Source organism: Acinetobacter sp. FDAARGOS_559, assembly GCF_003940475.1.
GTDB classification, from domain to species: Bacteria; Pseudomonadota; Gammaproteobacteria; order Pseudomonadales; family Moraxellaceae; genus Acinetobacter; species Acinetobacter baumannii.
The window spans coordinates 3,679,962-3,701,516 of sequence record NZ_RKJG01000005.1; the positions used below are offsets into that span (position 1 = coordinate 3,679,962).

Annotated in this window: 14 protein-coding genes and 3 pseudogenes; 5 read left to right on the plus strand and 12 right to left on the minus strand. The window is 41.3% G+C overall.

Annotated features, from left to right (window positions below; genetic code table 11):
• Window positions 1-44: 44 nt before the first annotated feature.
• The 5 genes from EGS71_RS19320 to EGS71_RS19340 form a co-directional block, all read right to left on the minus strand.
• Window positions 45-1,295 carry an OprD family porin gene (locus EGS71_RS19320; RefSeq protein WP_000041308.1) on the minus strand — a complete coding sequence of 417 codons (1,251 nt, stop codon included), beginning with the start codon at window positions 1,293-1,295 and terminating at the stop codon, window positions 45-47.
• A gap of 81 nt (window positions 1,296-1,376) precedes the next feature.
• Window positions 1,377-2,516, minus strand: coding sequence for an acyl-CoA dehydrogenase family protein (locus EGS71_RS19325; protein WP_001119792.1), 1,140 nt, complete (start codon window positions 2,514-2,516; stop codon window positions 1,377-1,379).
• A 73-nt stretch (window positions 2,517-2,589) separates the two neighbouring features.
• Window positions 2,590-4,476, minus strand: coding sequence for a feruloyl-CoA synthase (locus EGS71_RS19330; protein ID WP_171057413.1), 1,887 nt, complete (start codon window positions 4,474-4,476; stop codon window positions 2,590-2,592).
• A gap of 81 nt (window positions 4,477-4,557) precedes the next feature.
• The gene (locus EGS71_RS19335) at window positions 4,558-6,009 is read right to left on the minus strand and encodes an aldehyde dehydrogenase (protein WP_001181817.1); all 1,452 of its coding nucleotides are present in this window, start codon (window positions 6,007-6,009) and stop codon (window positions 4,558-4,560) included.
• A gap of 37 nt (window positions 6,010-6,046) precedes the next feature.
• On the minus strand, window positions 6,047-6,886 hold the full coding sequence (locus EGS71_RS19340) for a p-hydroxycinnamoyl CoA hydratase/lyase (protein WP_002040868.1): 840 nt from the start codon (window positions 6,884-6,886) through the stop codon (window positions 6,047-6,049).
• Between the two features lie 247 nt (window positions 6,887-7,133).
• On the opposite strand from EGS71_RS19340, the pseudogene mhpT reads away from it, so the two are divergent.
• The 3 genes and pseudogenes from mhpT (at window position 7,134) to EGS71_RS19355 (ending at window position 9,692) form a co-directional block, all read left to right on the plus strand.
• Window positions 7,134-8,365, plus strand: a pseudogene (mhpT, locus tag EGS71_RS19345) (3-(3-hydroxy-phenyl)propionate transporter MhpT).
• Window positions 8,366-8,435: 70 nt separating this feature from the next.
• Complete coding sequence (locus tag EGS71_RS19350; protein ID WP_000252463.1) at window positions 8,436-8,894, plus strand: MarR family winged helix-turn-helix transcriptional regulator; 459 nt, start codon at window positions 8,436-8,438, stop codon at window positions 8,892-8,894.
• Between the two features lie 106 nt (window positions 8,895-9,000).
• A pseudogene (locus EGS71_RS19355) lies at window positions 9,001-9,692 on the plus strand (GntR family transcriptional regulator).
• Between the two features lie 40 nt (window positions 9,693-9,732).
• Here EGS71_RS19355 and EGS71_RS19360 read toward each other — a convergent pair.
• The 5 genes and pseudogenes from EGS71_RS19360 to EGS71_RS19380 all read right to left on the minus strand — a co-directional run bounded on the left by EGS71_RS19360 (window position 9,733) and on the right by EGS71_RS19380 (window position 15,864).
• On the minus strand, window positions 9,733-10,677 hold the full coding sequence (locus EGS71_RS19360; RefSeq protein ID WP_000382547.1) for a PDR/VanB family oxidoreductase: 945 nt from the start codon (window positions 10,675-10,677) through the stop codon (window positions 9,733-9,735).
• 12 nt (window positions 10,678-10,689) lie between these two features.
• A complete protein-coding gene (locus EGS71_RS19365; RefSeq protein WP_000470071.1) occupies window positions 10,690-11,766 on the minus strand; it encodes an aromatic ring-hydroxylating oxygenase subunit alpha in 1,077 nt (358 codons plus the stop codon).
• A 233-nt stretch (window positions 11,767-11,999) separates the two neighbouring features.
• A pseudogene (locus tag EGS71_RS19370) lies at window positions 12,000-13,187 on the minus strand (OprD family outer membrane porin).
• A 12-nt stretch (window positions 13,188-13,199) separates the two neighbouring features.
• Window positions 13,200-14,153 (minus strand): formylglycine-generating enzyme family protein, encoded by a 954-nt coding sequence (locus tag EGS71_RS19375; protein WP_085944051.1) that lies wholly within the window; start codon window positions 14,151-14,153, stop codon window positions 13,200-13,202.
• Between the two features lie 25 nt (window positions 14,154-14,178).
• Window positions 14,179-15,864, minus strand: coding sequence for an arylsulfatase (locus EGS71_RS19380; RefSeq protein ID WP_002011355.1), 1,686 nt, complete (start codon window positions 15,862-15,864; stop codon window positions 14,179-14,181).
• Between the two features lie 375 nt (window positions 15,865-16,239).
• Here EGS71_RS19380 and EGS71_RS19385 point away from each other — a divergent pair, with 375 nt between their 5' ends.
• Window positions 16,240-17,586 (plus strand): MFS transporter, encoded by a 1,347-nt coding sequence (locus EGS71_RS19385; RefSeq protein WP_002015746.1) that lies wholly within the window; start codon window positions 16,240-16,242, stop codon window positions 17,584-17,586.
• A 31-nt stretch (window positions 17,587-17,617) separates the two neighbouring features.
• Window positions 17,618-18,898 (plus strand): OprD family outer membrane porin, encoded by a 1,281-nt coding sequence (locus tag EGS71_RS19390; RefSeq protein WP_000753543.1) that lies wholly within the window; start codon window positions 17,618-17,620, stop codon window positions 18,896-18,898.
• Between the two features lie 59 nt (window positions 18,899-18,957).
• On the opposite strand, the gene EGS71_RS19395 is transcribed toward EGS71_RS19390, so the two are convergent.
• Window positions 18,958-20,628, minus strand: a complete 1,671-nt coding sequence (locus tag EGS71_RS19395) for a GMC family oxidoreductase (RefSeq protein ID WP_000154602.1) — start codon at window positions 20,626-20,628, stop codon at window positions 18,958-18,960.
• Window positions 20,629-20,656: 28 nt separating this feature from the next.
• Window positions 20,657-21,550 (minus strand): alpha/beta hydrolase, encoded by an 894-nt coding sequence (locus EGS71_RS19400; RefSeq protein WP_000811573.1) that lies wholly within the window; start codon window positions 21,548-21,550, stop codon window positions 20,657-20,659.
• Between the last annotated feature and the right edge of the window lie 5 nt (window positions 21,551-21,555).

The window sequence follows — 21,555 nt, forward strand, 5'->3', positions numbered from 1 at the left end:
AAATAAAAAGAGGTTCTATGTGTGATAGAACCTCTGGTTTTGAATTATTTAAATTTCCATGTGTAGTCGATGTTGATACGGGTTTCGTTTACAGGTTTGATATTGGCTGTAGAGAGCATGTTGTTGTCATAAATGGCATAGCGCGCGCGTAGCCCTAGATTTTTTAACCAGCCACTTTGAACGGTGTAGCCTAAATCAAAGTCTGTTTCGCGTTCTTTTAAATTGGTCCCACCTAAGTTAGGTGCATAAATATTGTGACCTGTGGTGTAACGAGTCATAAACCGTAAACCCGGTACATAATCTTTAAAGTCATATTCATAACGGAAGCTATAGGCTTTTTCTTTTGGGTTTAAAAACTCACCTGGCCATGTATCAATGAGTAGACCCGTTTCACCTCCCGTTAAATACGGGAACGCGGTGTCGCCGTGATGTTGGAAGGTTCCAAAAATAAATTTATGGTTTTGATGTTTAAGTTCGAAATGCGCATGATAAAGGTCATTATCGACTAAGCCTGCTTTTGCTTGTCCGTCATCTCGGCTGCGGTAGTAACGTAATTGAGAGCTAAAATTAGTGGTGTCATTAATTTTGTGTTGGTGTAGTGCGCCGACCATGGTTTGGTTATAAAGATCATCAACATCCATGTAGAAAGCGGTGAGTTTGAGTGCAGGATTAAACTGATAGTTTCCACCTAAATAATAGAGTCCATCAGTTTCGGCACTTTTAAATCGTCCATTCACCCCAGAAATTTTAATTTTTTCATAGTTGGTCGAATCACGATGATTCACTTTATCGAGGTAGGCTGCCTGTAAATCAAAATCTTTAATATCTTTACTGGTTAGTGAAATTCCTCGATAAGTTTGAGGAAGCAAACGAGCAGGTGAAGCCACTAAAACAGGATTCATTGGCATTAGGGTACCAATGCGTAGTTCAGTCTGACTCATTTTCGCTTTTGCTGTGACCCCAATTTCGCCATAAGAGTCGGCAGGCTCATTGGTGCGCGTGTCTCTAGGTAAGTTACCTGTACCTCCATGCTCTGCATCGGCATCAAGTTTAAAACCTGCCGTTGCAAGCACATCCAGCCCAAAACCGACAGTCCCTTCGGTATAACCTGAATTGGCTTTAAGAATAAAACCTTGTGTCCAGTCCTTGGCAGCAGGGTAAGCAGATTGCTCTTGGTAGTCGCGGTCAAAATAGAAATTACGTGTGGTGAGTTCTACTGAACTATTATCAATAAAACTGCCAGCCCACACTGAACCTGAGAGCATAAGGGTAGAGTACATCCATAATTTCGACATAGCATTTCTTCCTGAAATATCATTTTTTGTTTTCAACAAGGCATAGTTGTTGTGTCTGCTTTGTTTGGTTTTTAAATCGAATTATTTTCCGAGCAGTTCTCGGGCGACGATTTCTTTCATAATTTCATTGGTTCCCCCATAAATTTTTTGTACCCGCGCATCCACAAAAAAGCGTGAAATCGGGTATTCCTGCATGTAACCGTAGCCACCAAAAAGCTGAAGTAATTGGTCAATCACTTCACATTGGACATCGGTAATAAAGCATTTCAGTGCGGCAACTTGAGTCACGCTTAACTGGTGTTGTTGATACAGCGCCGCACATTGGTCTACAAAAGCTTGGGCGGCTTTGGCTTTGATTTGCGCGTTTGCGAGCACGAAGCGTGTGTTTTGCATGTGGCTTAAAGGTTGCCCGAAAGCTTTACGCTCTAATACATAGTCTTTGGTCAGTTCGATAGCGCCTAAAATTGACCCCAAAGCCATCATGGAAATACTCAAACGTTCGCGAGGTAACTCTTGCATTAAATAAGCAAAGCCTTGTCCTTCTTCCCCCAAACGCTGAGTTACAGGCACACAAACATCATCAAAAAATAGTTCGGCTGTATCTTGGGCATGCAGCCCGATTTTTTGTAAAGAGCGGCCTTTTTTAACACCGTCTAAAGCTGCATCAACTAAAAAAATCGAAATACCTTTTGCTTTGGCTTGAGGATCAGTTTTTGCTACCAGAACGATCAGGTCGGCATGCAAGCCATTTGAGATAAACGTTTTTGAACCATTCACACGATATTGGCCATTTTCTAAAATGGCTTGAGTGCGTATAGCCTGTAAGTCTGAACCCGCATTGGCCTCTGTCATGGCAATTGCAGTGACGACTTCACCTGTCACCATTTTCGGTAACCAATAACGTTTTTGCTCTTCGGATCCGATATTTTGTAGATAAGGAGAGACCAACTCATTTTGCCCACCAATGGCAACAGCTAAAGACGCAAAGCCCGCTTGAGCAGTTTCTTGAACCAGCATGAGGGAGTAATGAACAGGAGCGCCATAGCCGCCATATTCCTCAGGCACATCAACACACAAAAAACCATTTTCCCCAAGACGAAGCCATAGATCACGTGGGATAAGACCATCGTGTTCCCATTGTTCGTAGTATGGAGCAACCTGTTCTTTTAAGAACCTGCGATAGCTGTCCCGAAATAGTTCAAATTCTGTATCGTGTGGCATGTTGAACCTTTTTTGGCAAAAGTGAGGCTAAGGCCCAAATCGAAGTTTGAGCTTCCTTTTTTATTTCAATTGCTTATTGTTTTAAGGTGGGCACCCGAATAATCAGTGGGTTATCAGTCTGCTTTTGATAAAGCTCATCAATTAAAGCGGCACGACGTTTCGTAATACTGCTTTGATTGAGGTTGCCTTTATCGGTCACTTCGCCTGCATCGAGTTGAGGTGGTTCAGTCATTAAATAAAGCATTGAGACTGTATTTGAGCTGCCAGTCGCATCTTTATTAAAGGTCGTTAAAAATTGGCGGAACCATTGTTGGACTTTAGGGTGTTGCAGTATCTCTGCTGCAGAATGTTCGCCCAGCTTAAGACCTGCATATTGAGCACATGCTTCTAATTTTGGAAAAATCAGAAAGCCAATAGCATTTAGATTTGAACCAGTAATACAAACATCCTGAATCAGTAAATTACCTTGAATCAGTACCTTGTTGCGTAGTGTGCCGACATTCACAAAAGTACCCGTATTGAGTTTAAAGTCTTCGGCAATTCGTCCGTCATACATTAGGCCTTTAGTCGGATCATTGATATCGACTAAACGAACGGCATCGCCTGTATGGAAAAAGCCTTCATCATCAAAAATAGTACTTTGCTGGTCCGCCTTTAAGCGCCAATAGCCTTTCATGACGTGTTTGCCACGAACGCAAAACTCAAGTTTGTCACCACATGGCACTAGCTTGATTTCACATCCCGGAGCAGGGTAACCAATAAAACCTGCCATCACGCGTGGGCCAGTTGTAAAAGCGCAAGAGGGTGCTGTTTCGGTCATGCCCAATCCACTCATTATGCGAATTTTTTCTCCGCAATGTTGCTGAGCAATTTTATCGAGTCTGTTCCAGCCCGCTTCTGAAAGTGCAGCACCGGCAAAGAATAAAATTTTAACTTTGGCAAAAAAGCGGTCTCTTAATTCTTCATCTTTTTCTAAAGCTTCGGTGAGTTCTTCCCAACCTTTTGGCACATTTAAATAAACTGTTGGAGAAATTTCTTTGAGATTACGAATGGTTTCGTCAAATTTTCCTGCAACGGGTTTGCCATCATCAACGTAAATGGTACCGCCGTTATAGAGTGCGATGCCGACATTGTGACTACCACCAAACGTGTGGTGCCAAGACAGCCAGTCGAGTAGGACAGGCGGTGTTTCTTCAAACTCAGGGAAAGTCTGCAATAACATTTGCTGATTAACACACAACATTAAATGTGTGGTCGGTACAGCCTTAGGTAATTTAGTTGAACCTGATGTAAACAGAAATTTAGCAATCTGGTTTTCATCAAGGGTTTGATAAAATTCTTGAACATTTGAAACTGGTGTATCTAACAGCGATTGAAAAGACGTGCAGATCTGATCGCCTACAATCCCTTTATTTGTGATCACTTCAATATCGGATGTAATACATGCCTGAATGGCTTTGGCAAAGGCTTGTCCATCGCTGGCATAAACCATACCTGGTGTGAGCACTTCAAACACATGTTTGAGTTTGCCGAAGTCTTGAGAAATAAGAGAGTAGGCAGGGGAAATAGCCGAGAAAGGTACACCTGCCAGCATAGCACCCATAGAGAGTGTTAAATGCTCAAGATCATTACCACTTAAAATAACGAGTGGTCGTTCTTGGCTTAAATTACGGTCATGTAATGCCTGAGCAATGTGCCATGCGCGTTGTAGAACTTCTGCATAACTCAGTTTGACCCATTCGCCTTGAGCATTGCGTTTTGCTGCAAAAATATGTTCGGGTTTGGTTTGTGCAAAATGAATTAACCGATCTGTCAGTTTTTGTGGATACGGTTTTAATTGCTCTTTTGGGCTGATATAGAGCGTTTGATCTTTATAGTGATAATGAATATCGTGTTGCCCTAATTTTACGAACCGTTCGCGGTCTTGTGATTGAGTGGCATTCATTTGCATTTCTTTCACTCCATGGAAAGCGCATCACTGCGCTTTATTTTTTGCATCATGCAATTTTTATTTAATATGTTGTTGTCCGCATTACCCTGACTAAATCGGGTAATGACGTGATTGGGTTTGAATGGTAATCCAGCGTAAATCGGTAAACTCGGCAATAGATGCTTTACTACCAAAACGTCCGTAACCACTCGATTTTGTTCCGCCAAATGGCATTTGAGCTTCGTCATGTACGGTTGCGCCGTTAATATGACAAATACCCGAATCAATCTGTTTAGCGACTTCTAATGCCTGTGAAATATTCTGGCTAAACACTGCCGAAGACAGACCAAACTCGCTGTCATTTGCCAGTGCTACGCCTTCTTCAATGCTTGAAAAACGTTGAACTGTGCATACAGGTCCAAATGATTCTTCACGGTAAAGCAGCATGTCAGGTTTAATATTGAGCACCAGCGTCGGTTGCATGGTGGTGTCTTCAATATGAATACCTAAAGGTAAGTCAGCACCTTTGTTTTGAGCATCTTCCAGCAAATGCTGAATACGGTTTGCAGCACGGCGACTTTCTAAAACACCCAATACATTGTCTTTTGAGGTTGGATTACCTGCCTGAATAGAACGGGTTTTCTCAATCAACTTTTCAATAAACTGGTCGGCAATTTTATCTTGAACCAAAACACGTTCGGTCGACATACAAATTTGACCCTGATTAAAGAACGCTCCAAAAGCGACTGCATTTACGGCTTCATTAATGTCAGCTTCATTTAAAACCACAACAGGGGCTTTACCACCGAGTTCAAGTAAAACAGGTTTTAAATATTTAGCAGCAGTCTCGGCAATAATTTTGCCGACTTTGGTTGAACCGGTAAAATTAATGCGCTTCACGGCTGGATGAGACACTAAGCGCTCCACGATTTGTGGTGCATCTTCGGTGGCATGCGTAATCACATTCACCACACCTTCACCCAGACCTGCTTCATGTAACACTTCACCAATGAGACGATGTGTTGCTGGACAAGCTTCCGATGCTTTTAATACAACGGTGTTGCCACAAGCCAAAGGCATGGCAAGCGCACGTGTTGCCAAAATGACAGGCGCATTCCAAGGTGCAATTCCTACAATCACACCGCAAGGAACTCGTACACCCATCGCAAGATTGCCCGGCACATCTGACGGAATCAGACTCCCGTCAATTTGTGTGGTCATTGCTGCTGCTTCACGTAACATGTTGGCAGCAAGGTGAACATTAAACCCATACCATGTTGCAGTTGAACCTGTTTCTTGCATTCCAGTTTGAATGAATTGCTCGGTTTTTTGGTCCATTAAATCGGCTGCTTTTAATAAGCGTAAACGGCGCTCGGTAGGCGAGAGCTTCGACCAAACTTTAAAAGCTTGCTGTGCCGAATCGATGGCACGATCAACATCTTCCAATGTTGCAGCAGCAGCTTTAGTTGCTACCGTTCCATCAATTGGACTAATACGCTCAAAAGTTGCCTGATTTGATGCATCAACAGATTGACCGTGAATAAGTAACTGTACATTTTGCATGGGTTGCGTCCTTACGTTGCCATTAAAGAATCAAAAGTTAACCAGTACGTTTATAACTCTGTAAACCCGGTTTAATTGATTTTTCATCTAAGAATTGTTTCAAACCTTCTTGGCGACCATTTTCAGTATCTCGGTGGATACATTGATCGAGTTTGGCATATAAGTAATCTTCGTTTTGGTCCCATGTCAGTTCACGACAACGCTTAAAGCCATTTTTAGCGGTACGAAGAACCACAGGGTTTTTCTCAAGTAAGCAATTTGCAAGTTCAGTCACTTCTGCTTTTAATTGGGCAAGCGGTACGCTTTTGTTCACAAGGCCCATGGTTTCGGCTTCTTTACCGCTAAAAGTTTTACCCGTCATGATGTAATACAAAGATGCACGATGACCTACCGTATCTGCCATTGCTTTGCTTACAAGGTTGCCCGGTGGGATACCCCAGTTAATTTCAGATAAACCGAAAGTTGCTTCATCTGCTGCAATTGCTAGGTCACATGCCACTAAAGGTGAGAAACCGCCTCCAAAGCACCAGCCATTGACCATAGCAATGGTTGGTTTTGAATACATACGAAGAAGTTGCCACTGCCAACGACATGAGTCACGACGAATACGCTCTTGGAAAATCTCTGGTTGAGTATCGACTTCACGGAAATATTCCTTCAAATCCATACCCGCTGTCCAAGAGTCGCCTGCACCAGTCAGAACCAAAACTTTAGCATTTTGATCAAGCTCAAGGGTTTCAAGCACATCAATCATTTCACGATTGAGGGTTGGGCTCATGGCATTTTTCTTTTCAGGGCGGTTTAAAGTAACCCATGCAATTCCATCTTCAACTTTAACATCTACTGTTTCCCAGCGGTTTTCATAACTCATCTTCATACTCCTTGAATGATTTCTTGCTGTTCTGGGATTTAATCTAATATCAGTTAAACTTACATTCAAGTCTTTTTTGGAAAATTTTATAAATATTTTATAATTTGTTGTATTTTAAACATTAATTATTTTAAAAATTAATTTTAAATAAAAATATGTTGATTTTTTAATAAGTTTAACTGATATTTTTGGTGTGTTTAAAAATAATACACAAAGGGCTAAATGGAACGACTAGTCAATAAAGGACAACACAATGGAAAAAATATCAGGACAGCCTTCAAGGGCAAAAATCACGTTGCTACTGTGCTTTGCCATAGCGATTTTTGAAGGATTTGATCTTCAATCAATGGGGGTAGCCGCTCCACGAATGCGGGCTGAGTTTATGTTAGATAATGCCCAGATGGCGTGGGCATTTAGTGCTGCAATTTTGGGAACACTCCCAGGCGCAATATTAGGTGGTCGGTTTGCCGATATTGTCGGGCGTAAGAAAATTCTGATTTTTAGTATCTTACTTTTTGGAATTATGTCTTTGCTAACCGCCTATGCGGCCAATTTTAGTCTGTTACTGCTTATTCGTTTTTGTACGGGTTTGGGAATGGGTGGGGCGCTACCCATGATGATTACGCTTGCCTCTGAAGCTGTGCCTGACCAGCACAAAGGTACTGCGGTTAGTGTGATGTATAGTGGCATTCCTTTTGGTGGCTTACTCACTTCCGTCGTTGCTATGTCGTTGGCAGGCGATGCAGAGTGGCGTCATATTTTCTATATCGGGGGATTGCACCTATTTTACTAATCCCACTGATTATGCGCTTTTTACCTGAGTCAAATGACTACCTGCAACGCAAAGTTCAAGCACAGCAAACCACGCCATTCTTTGAGGTTTTATTTGCGAAAGAACGCCGTATGTCGACCATTCAGCTTTGGATAAGCTTTTTCTGCACGCTGGTGGTGTTGTATTTCTTGTTGAACTGGTTGCCGTTACTCATGGGTGCGCAGGGCCTATCAAAACTACAGGCGAACTATGTACAGATGGGCTACAACGTTGGCGGAATTTTAGGTTCAATCCTCATGGGCGTATTGCTTGATAAATTACGCATGAGCTTTGTGATTAAGCTAATTTATCTCGGCATTTTATTCTCACTATGCTGTTTAGCAATTTCTCCAACCGTTGCTTTACTTGCACTTTCGGCAGTGGGTTGTGGCTTATTCATTGTGGGTGGGCAATCGGCGTTGTATGGTTTGGCTGCCATGTATTATCCAACCGAAATGCGTGGAACCGGAGTTGGCGCTGCGGTTGCAATCGGGCGTATTGGTTCGTTTGCTGGACCTTTAATGGCTGGTTTTTTACTCTCGCTTGGACAAAGCTCGACCATCGTGATTGGTTCAAGTATTCCAGTGATCTTAATTGCAGCGATCTCTGCATTACTTCTTGTCAAAAAACCTAAACAGCCTGTACATTTAGTACAAAGCTCAGGTGCTCGCTAAGTTTTAACGAAAGTATGGGGTTAGAACCTCATACTTTCACTACAGATTTTCTTATGATGATTGAAAGGTTATGGTACGTTCGAATTTAGTTCAAAAAAAAGTAGAAGATGAGCCTAAGTTAAGTTACATGATTGCTCGTGTTGACCGAATTATTAGTAAACATTTAACAGAACATTTAAAAGAGCTTGAAATTACCTTACCGCAATTTACCGCACTTTCTGTTTTAGCTTCAAAAAGTAATTTATCCAATGCCAAGCTTGCTGAGCGTTCTTTCATAAAGCCGCAATCTGCCAACAAAATTTTGCAAGATTTACTGGTGAATGGCTGGATTGAGAAAAAACCGGACCCGACACATGGCCGCCGTATTTTAATTACCCTGACCGAAAGCGGGATTGAAAAATTAAACAAATGCAATGAAGTGGTTTTAAAAGTCGAAGAAAAAATGCTTGAAGGCATTGATATTAACTTGGCTTATTTGATCCGTAATAATCTCGATATTATGGTCAATAATCTTAAAAATTTTAAATAAGTGTGTTTGTTTAGGTTGAGTTAAATTGCTAAGTAATGATTCACACAGAAAATTGATTTCATTTTGCAAATGAACTTGCTAGCATCAAAGTGACGTTTTTGATGATGTGTGGCAACGAATGTCTTCAGGACAACAAGTTTTACTAAAACTAAGAAAAATGATTATTTCAGGGGAACTTGAAGGCGGTGCCAGAATTGCCGAGATTCCTACTGCCGAGTTACTTGGCGTTTCACGCCAGCCTGTTCGTATAGCCTTTCGGTTGCTCGAACAAGAAGGTCTCCTCATTAAAAACCCAACTCGTGGTTATACGGTTCGTGAAATTTCCGGAAAACTGGTGCATGACGCACTTGAAGTGCGCGGTGTGCTTGAAGGGTTGGCTGCGAAAACTTTGGCAGAGCAAGGCTTAAGCGAAGAGCAAAAAAGACCTTGCAACATTGCATTCAGGAAACGGAAAAACTCTTTAATGAAAAAGACGAGTTTGGCGATGCTGAGCTAGAGCGTTATCACCATTTTAATGTCATCTTTCATGACACCATTATTGAGGGAGCGCAAAACGTTGCGCTCATCCAAGCGTTGGCTAAAAACAACCAATTGCCGATGGCTTCTGCCCAAGCCATTACCTATGACCAGAACCAAGCTTTGTCAGAATATCGCCGTTTGCACTATGCACATTTGCAGCATTGTTCGATTTTCGATGCATTGGTAAATCGTCAGGCAGGGCGTGCTGAAACATTAATGCGTGAACACAGTAGTGTGGTGATTTTAGGTGAAACGCTAAGAAATGTTCTCAGCACTTAAAGTGAAAAGTTCCTTTATTTTGAATAAAGGAATTTTCGAGTTAAAGCTCAATTACAAGATGTTTAGTTTTTGCACGAGAACAACAAGGCGTAAATTGGTCATTTAGTGCATGCTCCTCATCAGTCATAAATAGATCCCGATGATCAGGTATACCTTCTACAACGCGGGTAATACATGTGCCGCAAATGCCTTGTTCACATGAAACAGGAATATCAAAACCATTTGCAATTAATGCTTCTGTTGCAGTCTGCTCTGGCAATACTTCAATTCGGCGGCCCGTACCTTTCACTTCAATAGTAAAAGCTTCATTGTTGGACGTATCTACTTTTTGCGCGACAAAATGCTCTTGATGTAACTGTTCGCTATGCCAACCCGCTTGTTCGGCTGAGCTCATGACAAACTGCATAAATCCTGTTGGACCGCATACATATAAGTGTCTATCTGGTGAACTCTGACCCAAAACCTCTGCCATATTACATTCAGTGTCGGGTTGATCTTGAATATGAAAATGGACTTGGTCACCAAAATGCTCGGTTAAGTTGCCATAGAAAGCAATCATTTCATGACTACGAACAAAGTAGTGCAACTCAAAAGGTATATTGGCCGCCTTAAGTCGATACGCCATCGACAAAATAGGGGTAATACCAATACCACCAGCAAATAAAACTGCTTGTTTGGTTTGAGGATGAATCTCAAATAAATTACGCGGTTCACCAATTTTTAAATGATCGCCTTCACGATATTCGGTGTGGATGCAACGTGAGCCACCGCGTGAATTGGCATAATGTAAAACACCAATGACATAGCGATGTTTTTCAGTGCAGCAGTTTGAAAGTGAATACTGACGGGTGAGGCCATTTTTCAGATGCACATCAATGTGTGCACCTGCTTCAAAACTCGGCAGCTCCGTACCATTTGCTGCAACCAATTCAAATGCACGAATGGTCGGGGTGAGCTGGTGAATTTTTTGAATGATAACGTCCATGTCCATGCTCCTTTAAATAATCCGAATGTTTGGAAACTTCTGTGTGGACGTTTCAGGAGGTGTTTTATTTTCTTCGGCAAGTAGTCGGTCAATCACTTTACGAGACTGGACACCGCCTGCGTCGATGTTGAGCATCAGTAACTTGCGATGTGGATTGTTTAAAATATTTTGCTGCTGTTGCTCCAGCATTTCTAAATCTTCAGTAAAGATTTTGCCTTGGCCTTCACGAATTTGATCGGTGAGTTCAGCATTATCTGGCTGGAAGTTACGTGCCATTCCCCAGAAATACCAATGTGATGTTTCAGTTTCCGGTGTAATAAAATCGACCACGATTGAGGAAACTTTTTTATCTTTCGGTGCGTGATAACCGCCATGTCCAGCATGCGCTACACCTACTTCAATGTGGACATTACTTGGCGCAAAGAAGTGGCAACGTTGCCAACGGTCGACAGGTACATCATCTGCTAAATGATTGCCGCGAAGGGCCATTTGCCAAAATGGAGGTGCGATCACATTTTCCATATAGCGTTCGGTAATGACATGGTCACCGTCAACTTTAGTCACTGGCAGGGCTTCATCAATTTCTTTTTGCCCAATACTGCTTGAGTGAACATAGGTCTCATGGGTTAAATCCATTAGGTTGTCGATCATTAGGCGATAGTCGCACTGAATGTGAAACAAGCCTCCGCCATAGCTCCATTCCGGATGATCTGCCCATTCTAAAGTTGGGAGTTTTGCTTCATCTGCTAAAGCCTTTTCACCTGGCCATACCCAAATAAAGCCGAACTTTTCAACAACTGCATATGCTTTATTGCAAGGGAAACCATTTACACGTTGGGCTGGCATTGAAACGGTCTTTCCGTCACAACCCATGACTAAGCCATGGTAGCCACAGACAAGGTTGCCATCTTCGACATAGCCAAGTGAGAGTGGGGCACCACGATGCGGACAAAAATCTTCAACGGCTGCAACTTGGTTTTCTTTACCACGATAAAAAACGATTTTTTCACCACAGATGGTGCGACCTAATGGTTTATCTTGGATTTCTTCTGGACGGCAAGCGACATACCAAGCATTTTTAATAAACATTTGTGACGACTCCTTATCACTTATTGGATCCAATTTATAATAAATAAAAATATTGGTCAATTGATAAGCAGTATATTTATTCAAAAATATTGTTCTTTAAGGTTGGTTAATTTGTATATTTTTAACTATTGTTAAGGACTTTTACGTTTCTTTGGAATTTTAAGACGAAATTTTTTATTGGTTTATTTGGATCCATAATGGCTGTAACTATAGCCATTATGGGGCGTGAAAATTTAGAAATTAAAAGTGTAATGAAGCATCATGCGCTGTTCATCCAGACTTTTGCCATGTTTGGTGTCGTAGTTAATATTTTAGAAAAGAAACTTAAGATTTTTAATCCAAGCATTTAGGTCGTACTGAATCAACACATCACTTTCTTGCTCAAAATCGTTTTGATTCATGGTTTGAAAAGAGTCGCCATAAATATATTTATAGGTCACTTTTAAACCCTTGATATAGTTTTTAAAGTCATAGGAAGCAACGAAATGATAAGACTTTTCATCTGCTTTGGTAAACGCGCCTAAGGTCCAGTTCACCATGTGAGGAATGGGCATATTATCGAGTTTTGGAATACCATCTTTGCCAAAGTTTTCTTGATAGCCAATTCCGGTTGTAAAGTTGCCATGTTTGATGAAATGCATAGCGCCTATGGATGTATTGTCATATTCACCAAGCTTTGATTTACCGACATCATCGTGGCGAAACACACGTAATTTTGTGGTGTGCTGCTTTGTCCATTGATAATCAAAAGCAAGGTAACTTTGATTGATGAGGTCAGTTAAATAGCCATTATAAAATTTCCAGTGGTACCGTGGTGTTTTGCCGTCCCATTGAAAGAAATAGAGTCCGTCAGATTCATGTTTTGATATGGCGAGTTTGTGATAGTCCTCCTCATTTTTGGGTGAATAACGGTTAATCAAACCCAGCTCGAAATTTTGTTGCGGTGTCTTATATTTTAATTCCAAGCCTTTGTAGTTCACTCGTAATTGATGTGTGTCGACTTGTGGGGTAAGTGGTGAGTCGGGAGTGATTTCACCTATATTCATGCGAAAGTTTTGATATTCAACTCCAGCTCCTAAGCCATATTTAACGTAGTCTTGTGCTTGTTTTTTTGTGTTAGGGTCAAAGGGTATGACCATATCATTGGTGTGTTGGTCGCTACTTAGGCGATAAGCATATTGAATGCTTGGATTGAGGTGTACCTGAACCTCATTAAGCTTGGTTGACCAGTCGCCACGATAGATCAGACCTTGGCTCAAGCTGTGAGTATCGGGGCTGGTCCCATTTTCATATTGTCTGTCGAAGTTGAATGTTTTTAGTGTGAGTGTATTTTGAAAATTAACATCGACTGCGCTATGAGCTAAACAGCAGGCAAGGGTCGTCCCTGAGAAGAAAATCCCATAAATAAAAATATGCTTCATTTTTAAATCCGTTTAAAAGCGTTTTACTGTTCTAAATCCGACATGGCTGGTGGCAAGGTCGAGTTCTTGTGGATGCCTCGCGGCAGCACGATAACGCGCGCAATAGTTGGTTGCGCATAAATAAGACCCACCTTTAATCGTGTATTGCAAAATCTGTTCGTGACTTTGCCGATATTTCGATGGATCTCCCATATGATGATCTCTTGGACCTGTATAGGGTGTTTGCGTCCATTCCCATACATTGCCAATCAAGTCGTATAAGCCAAATGGGTTTTTGCTAAAACAACCAACAGGGGCCACATCCTTAAAACCATCTTCCTGAACATTTTTGTATGGAAATTCACCTTGCCAGAAGTTGGCTACAATATGGCCTTCATGGGTGGGGCCAATGTCGGAGTTTTGCTGAAAACCTTTAGCTGCATATTCCCATTCAAGTTCGGTCGGTAAGTCATGACCTAGCCAGTTTGCATAAGCATAAGCATCATTCCATGTCACCATACGTACAGGCTCATGAGGTGCAGGTTGTTTAGAGTTATTTAAGCCCCATGGGTGTTTCCAATTGGCACCTTTTCCAAATTTCCACCACTGTAATTCTTCAACTGGATGCTCAGGTTGTACAAACATGGCCGCACCGCCTTGCTTTTCTGCATCGGTGACATAACCCGTTTGTTTAACAAACTCTTGAAATTGGGCATTGGTGACTTCAGTTGCATCAATTAAAAAATCGGGAACTGAAGTTGCCTGTAAGTTTAATGGGCGTTCATCTTCATAACCTTGTGTGGTGCCTAAAACAATTTTTCCTTGCGGAAGCTTGATCATGCCTGCTTCTTTATTTTTAGGCCAACCCGAAGGAAGGCCCGAATAAGAATTACATTTAGCTTTGCTGCCTAAGTCGAGCAAGGTGGTCTGTTCTAGTTGAGGCGTGGTTTTTTGGCACGCACAAAGTAAGAGAAACAATGAAAGCATCATGATCTGTTTCATCAGGTTTTCTCTACTTTTTGTTGTATTGCTCAAAATCCACAACACCATTTTCATCGGCATATCTTAAATATTTATCATTTAAGACTTTGACAATCTCAGGATGTTCTGCATAAACATTATGTTGCTCATTAAAATCTGTTTTTAAATTGTAGAGTTCCCAACCGTGGCTTTTAAATTTAGAAGGTGAGTTTTCAACAAGTTTCCATTCGTCAGTTTTGGCGTAGCGGCTGCCATGCAATTCTTTAAAGTCATAATAATTAACAGGGCGAATACGGGCAGTATTATCCTTAAAAGCAGGAATTAGGCTAAAGCCCGACGGTTTAATTTTAGTGCTTGAAGTTGGATAGATTTGATTATTTTGAATACCCGCGAGTTCCATAACAGTCGGGAATATATCTCTGACTGTCACAAAGTTATTGTTGATTCCACGTTGTTTAGAAATTTGCACAGGTGATTTAACAATAAATGGAACACGTACTCCACCTTCCGAAGCAGCTGATTTCCAATAGGTGAATGGTGTACTGCTGACTTCGGCCCATCGTGGTCCCATATAAACATATGAGCTGGCATTGCCTATATTTTCATAGCGATTATCGGCATCACCCATTGGGAAATTATGATCACCACCTTCAGCGCCGTTATCTGACATAAACACAATCAAAGTGTTGTCATATAAATGATGCTTTTTAAGATATTGAATGACATCACCCACGCGGTCGTCTAACTGGGTAACCATGCCCGCATAAACTTCCATTTTACGCGCTTCATATTTGCGCTCTTGTGGGGTGAGTTCATTCCAGCTTTTGGTGCCTAAAGCTTGGTTACCACGTTCGACTGGATATTTTGCATTTGTAGGAATTAATCCTAATTGCTTTTGTTTCTCAAAGCGTTGTTTGCGAATCGCATCGTAGCCTTGATCGTATTTACCTTTATATAAGTCTCTATAATGAGCTGGTGCCTGTATTGGCCAGTGGGGAGCAGTATAGGCGAGGTAGGCAAAAAATGGTTTTTGCGCTTTATTTTTGTCTAAGTACTCAAACGCTTTTTGTGTAAAAAAGTCGGTTGAGTAGTAGTGGTCAGGCAGTGTGACCTTTTGACCATTTTCCGTGTATTGGGTGTTGCGCGGATAGTTTTTAGGTTGGTCTTTAAAATGTAAATCGAAGCCATCGAGCAGGGCAAAAGATTGATCAAAACCACGGGCTTTAGGGTTTTGTTCGGGAGCATAGCCTAAGTGCCATTTACCGACCATGAAGGTGTAATAATCTTTAGTCTTTAAAATTTCTGCGAGTGTATAAGCATTTTGCGTTAAGTGACCTGAATATCCATCAATTTTGAGCAGTGCACGCGGACTATCGGTGCCAACCAATTTTTCTTGTCGTTTTGAAGTTTCATACATGGCACCTAAACCGACCAAGTGATTATCTGCACCTGTCATAAGCTGTGCACGAATAGGTGAACACATTGATGAAGCATGAAAATTGAAAAGCATTTTTCCTTGCTTTAACAGGCTGTCAATATGAGGTGTTTTAATCTCACTGCCATAGGCACTAATGTCTGAAAATCCAAGATCATCGGCCAAAATAATCATGATATTCGGTGGTTGTTGATTTTTTGGAGATGCTGCTTGCGCTGTGTAAAACAATTGGCTGGCAAAAAAAAGTCCCAATGTAAGCTGGCTTACTCTTTTGAGTTTCATAACACAATCCTTTGAAGTTTTATAAATGCATCTTGCATTCCATGGAAATGAACAGAGCTTTTTTGGCTAAAAAATGCTCTGGAATCGATCATAATAGATTTTTTATTGTGGATCCATAAAAATATTCAAACAATCTAATTTTATGTTTTTAATAATTTTATACTTATATAATTTATATGTTTATAGATGTTTTAATAATCAATTTATAATTTTAGTTGATTTTTTGGATCCAAATATTCAGTATATAAAAAGAGCAGGATGCTCAAAAAAACAAATATTCCTCTAGGTCAAGATGGATACGGATATGCATAACCACCCAATCGCTCATATTAGCAATGTCGTGTGTATCTCTTATCCACATTGGGAGATGCACAAATGGAAAGAGATGTTCTAAGTGAGATCAATCACAATAATATGAGCCGTTATCAATGGTTCATCATTTTGATCTGTATTTGTCTCAATATTATTGATGGCTTTGATGTGATGGTAATGGCATTTACCGCTCCGTCCGTGTCAGCAGAATGGTCACTTTCAGGCGCACAAATTGGCTTATTGCTGAGTTCAGGTCTTTTTGGTATGGCTGCCGGTTCAATTTTTCTCGCACCTTTAGCCGATAAAATCGGTCGCCGTTTACTTATCTTGGTTTGTCTTGTAATTGCAGGTCTTAGCATGTTGGGCTGTGCTTTAGTGCAAAGTCACGGCATGTTGGCAGCACTTCGGTTTATTACCGGAATTGGGGTAGGCGGGATTCTTGCGAGTAGTAATGTCTTGGCAAGTGAGTATGCCAATGCACGCTGGCGCAGTCTCGCAGTGAGCTTAATGTCTACAGGTTATGGTATTGGTGCGACACTGGGCGGAGTACTCTCACTGGCCTTGATTGAGCATTTAGGTTGGCGTTCAATCTTTTTTGCAGGGGGCATCACAACCATAGTGATGTTATTAATTAGCGTATGGTTATTACCTGAATCTTTAGATTATTTGTTGGCAAAAAGACCAAAACAGGCACTAGAACGTATTAACACAACAGTAAATCGTATGGGTTTAACTGCTTTAAAGGCATTACCTTATTACGGTCAGAATAATCAAAAAAATACAGGTGATATTGGTAAATTATTTTCAGGGCAGCAGGGGTTCCAGACACTTTGTCTTTGGTTTGCATTCTTTTTAGTGATGTTTGGCTTTTACTTTGTCATGAGCTGGACACCAAAAATTTTGATTTCAATGGGAATGTCGCCTGAACAAGGCGTAAGTACCGGTATTTTAATTAGTATTGGTGGTATTTTCGGAGCAGCCATTATTGGTTTACTTGCTTCGCGTATGAAAATTTTCTATGCCCTCAGCTTATTTCTGGGATTAACCTCTGTCTGTGTTTTCCTATTTGTCGCTGTCTCATCTCAAGTGAGCATTGCGCTCATAGTCGGTTTATTACTTGGCACACTCATTAATGGCTGTGTGGCAGGTTTATATTCTATTTCTCCAACAATTTATGATGCTGAAATCCGTAGTCGCGGTGTGGGCTATGCAATTGGTTTTGGTCGGATTGGGGCAATCTTATCGCCAACGGTTGCAGGCATTTTCTTAGATAAAGGTATTGCACCCGCAACGTTGTATGCCTATTACGGTGTGGTGTTTATTTTGGCTATTTTCCTGATTTTGAGTTTAGGTAGCGCTTTTTACCGAAGTAAGAAAGAGCAAAACTACTCTCTTAAAACAGCACCTTAATCCATTAAAAATTAAATAGTTGAGTTAAAAAATGAAAAAGACACCATTGTGGGTGGGGGTATGCTTGTGCCCATTATTTAGTCAAGTTGTGCATGCTGAGTTTATAGCAGACAGTAAAGCTGAGCTGACACTCCGTAATTTTTACTTTGACCGAGACTATAAAAAAGATCCATATCCCTATACAGCAGCCAGAGATTGGGCACAGGGTTTAATTTTTAAAGGACAGTCGGGTTATACCGAAGGGACAGTTGGGTTTGGTGTTGATGTGCTCGCAATGGCAGGTTTTAACCTGATGGGAAGCCGTGCTGATGACTATGCACGTAGTGGCTTACTCCCAGTTAATACTGACAACTCGCGTGACGACTATTATGGAAAAATAGGCATTACAGGGAAGGCTAAATTTAGAAAAAATGAGCTTTTTGTGGGCGACTTAGTTCCGCAATTACCAACCATATTTTCATCGCCAGCGCGTTTGTTTCCACAGACTTATCGCGGTATCCGTTTCGTTTCAAATGAAATTCCAAATCTTCAACTCGAAGGGTTTTATGTCGACGAAGTACGGCAGCGCGATTCAATTCGTTATACCGATGTTGGAACAGACAATATCAATCATAGATTTAACAAAGCTGCCACCACTGACTCGTTTTATACTTTAGGTGGAAGTTATCAGTTAAAAGACTACCGTTTACGTGCTTATCATGCTGAACTGAAAGACATTTACCAGCAACAATTTTTGGGCTTTAACGGCAAACAACCTTTGAATGACCGGCTTAACTTTTTAAGTGATGTGCGGTTTTTTAATAGTGAAGAAACTGGAAGTAAAAAAATAGGAGAGGTCGATAACCGACATATTAGTGGCTTATTTGGTTTGAACTATCAAAATCATACGGTTTCTTTGGGCTACATGCAGTCGTTTGGCTCGACTGGTCTGCCATTTTTGTCGGGAACTGAAAGTCCGGTTGTGCTTGATTTTATGAGTTCGGACTACTCAAATAAAGACGAAAAAGTCTATTCAATTCGTTACGAATATGACTTTAAAAATACGCGGATAGGGGATGTTTCATTAAACGGACTACGTTTTATGACTCGCTACGCAAAAGGCGAAGATATTGATTTACTGCAATATGGCGATCAGCGATTTAAAGAAGATTCGCTAGAGTTTGATTTGGGTTATAAAATTCCAGAAGGCAAGTTAAAAGGCTTAGGAATGCGAGCTCGCTTTTCTCACTACCGTAATGACATGCCAACGAATATGACCTTCCACTCGGCAAATGAAACGCGTTTGAATGTCGATTACACCTTTAAATTTTAAATATTAAAAAAGCAGGTCAAAACCTTTTATTTGAGGCTTTAACCTGCTTTTGGATGTGGTTAAGCAGATACTTTTGCTGCTTCTAAAACTTCACCCTGAGTTTGAGTATAAGCTTGTTCTTCTAAAGTATGTTTAGTCGGAATATAAGACATTGCACGTTCTGCTAGAGCTGTAATGGTGAGACTTGGGTTAACGCCCAAATTTGCACCTAACATCGAACCATCTACAACGTATAAGTTTTTATAGTTAAACACCCGATTTTGTCCATCTACCACACCACGCTCTGGACTTGAAGCAATTGCACAACCACCCATACAGTGAGCTGTAAAAGGTACGTTAAACAAAATTTCGGTAATGGTCGTCATGGGGTGGCCATTAAACATTTTGGCAACTTTTTCGGTAAATGCATTCGCCTGCGGAATATAAACAGGTAGCTTTTTACCTTCGCTCGATAACACCTTGCCAAAAGGCCAAAACCAGTTACGTTTCAAGCGCATGTTAATGGACGCATCTGCAGTTTGCATGACAAGGAAAATTAAGGTTTGACGTGCAAAACTGACAGGATTACTCATGCGAAGGAAAATAAATGGATGGCAAATGAGTGCCCATAACCAAAAGAAAATACGCGTCCAACCCGGTTTTCCTTTAGCCATGTAAGTACACATAAGGCCCATAGCATCTGAACCACTTTGGTAGCGAGTTGCTTCAATGTGAGTGTCATGGTCAATGTAAATACTTGAACCAATAGCAACACCTTTACTCATGTCGACATCTTTACCAAAAAAGCGAACACCTAAAATCGACTCGGCATTGGTACGAACCCGATTACCTAAATCATCAGAAATATTTGGCAGAGAACCGGACTGTTTTAAACGGAACAACATCTCTTGTGTGCCTAAAGAAGATGCAGAGAAAATTACATTACGAACTCGCCAAGTACGACGTTGTTTGTTAAACCATGAGCTTGAACATTCAGTCGTGACTTCATAACCATCACTGCCATCGGCTTTACCATTGAGCGGTTTAACATCAACTACTTTGGTTTCTTCATAAACCTTGGCGCCATTTTTTTCGGCAAAGTACAAATAGTTTTTATCTAATGTATTTTTTGCGTTGTGTTTACAACCCGTCATACAACCGCCACATGCGGTACAAGTGCCACGATCTGGACCTTCGCCGTTAAAATAAGGGTCCGGGTAGGTCTTCCCACCTTCTTCACCTTCCGGTGGAAAGAAAGTGGCAACACGAGTAGGTTTAAATGTATGGCCGACACCGACTGCTTCACCCATTTTCTTTAGCATGTGGTCGGCAGGGCCGAAAATTTTATTATCAGTCACCCCAAGCATACGTTCTGCTTCAGCATAGTGCTGAGGCATTTCATTTTTCCAGTCCGCTGCATCTGCCCACGTGCCTTCATCCCAAATATGTTCAGGTGGAACCAGTAGGGTATTGGCATAAGTGATCGAACCACCGCCGACAGCATTACCGCAAATAATGGTGACATGGCGAAAAAAACGCATGTTGAAATAACCGAAAAGTTTCATGCTCGGACGCCAAATCCAGCGGCGGGTATTCCAGTTGTTTTTAGCAAAATCTTCAGCTTTCCAGCGTCGCCCCATTTCCATTACGGCAACCGAGTAGCCTTTTTCGGTTAAACGGCAAGCAGAAACACTACCACCAAAGCCTGAACCAATAATCAGGTAATCATAGTCATAATTGTTTATTGTCACGATGAAGGCTCCTGTCTAATGATATTTTTTATATTGACTCTGTATGTTTATCAATGAATTGCCCAATGCGCTCAATGGAGTCATTAGATTCCTTTAGTATACCTGCATGAAATTGAAAAACATGTCCGACTTGGTCATAAAGCTTTAAGTTCGTCGGAATGCCGTATTTTTCAGTCTGTTCAGCAAGTCGTTTTGCATCGTCTAATAAAACTTCTTCGGTACCGACATGGATCAGAACTGGTGGTAATCCGGTTAAGTCAGCATAGAGTGGGGAACACGTTGGATCGGTTGCCGATTTTTGGCCGCAATAGTTTTTTGCACACCAAGTTAACCAGTCTTCCGAGAGCATTGCATCTTGAGCAGCATGAGTTTTTATTGTGTTTCCTGAAAGACTTAAGTCAACCCAAGGCGAAAGTAAAACTAAAGCCGCTGGTAAAGGTAAACCCGCATCTCGTAAAGCAATTACGGTGCTTAAGCTCAGCCCGCCACCAGCTGAGTCCCCCACAATCACAAGTTTTTTAGGGTCTTGTCCGTAAGCAAGTAAAGCTTTATAGACAGCAATGATATCTTCAATAGCAGCAGGGCTTGGGTGTTCTGGGGCCAGACGATATTCAGGTAACCAGACTTGTGCTTGAGCTACATGTCCGATCTGAGCGGCAAGTTTAGCGTGACTTTTGCTACTGCCCACGACATAGCCACCACCATGTAAATACAAAATACCGAGACCTGACTTAATGGTCTTAGGCCGAATATGAAGCGTAGGAACTTGAGCAATTATTTGCTTTTTTGTTTGATAACCACGAGGCCCAAGCACAATAGCACTGGCTGCATCACTACAAAAACGTTGTAGCTTTAGTGGTGTTTTAGGGGATAAAGCTGGACGTAGTGTGGTACGGATGGTCCATGCAAGAAGTTGCTTCATAATAA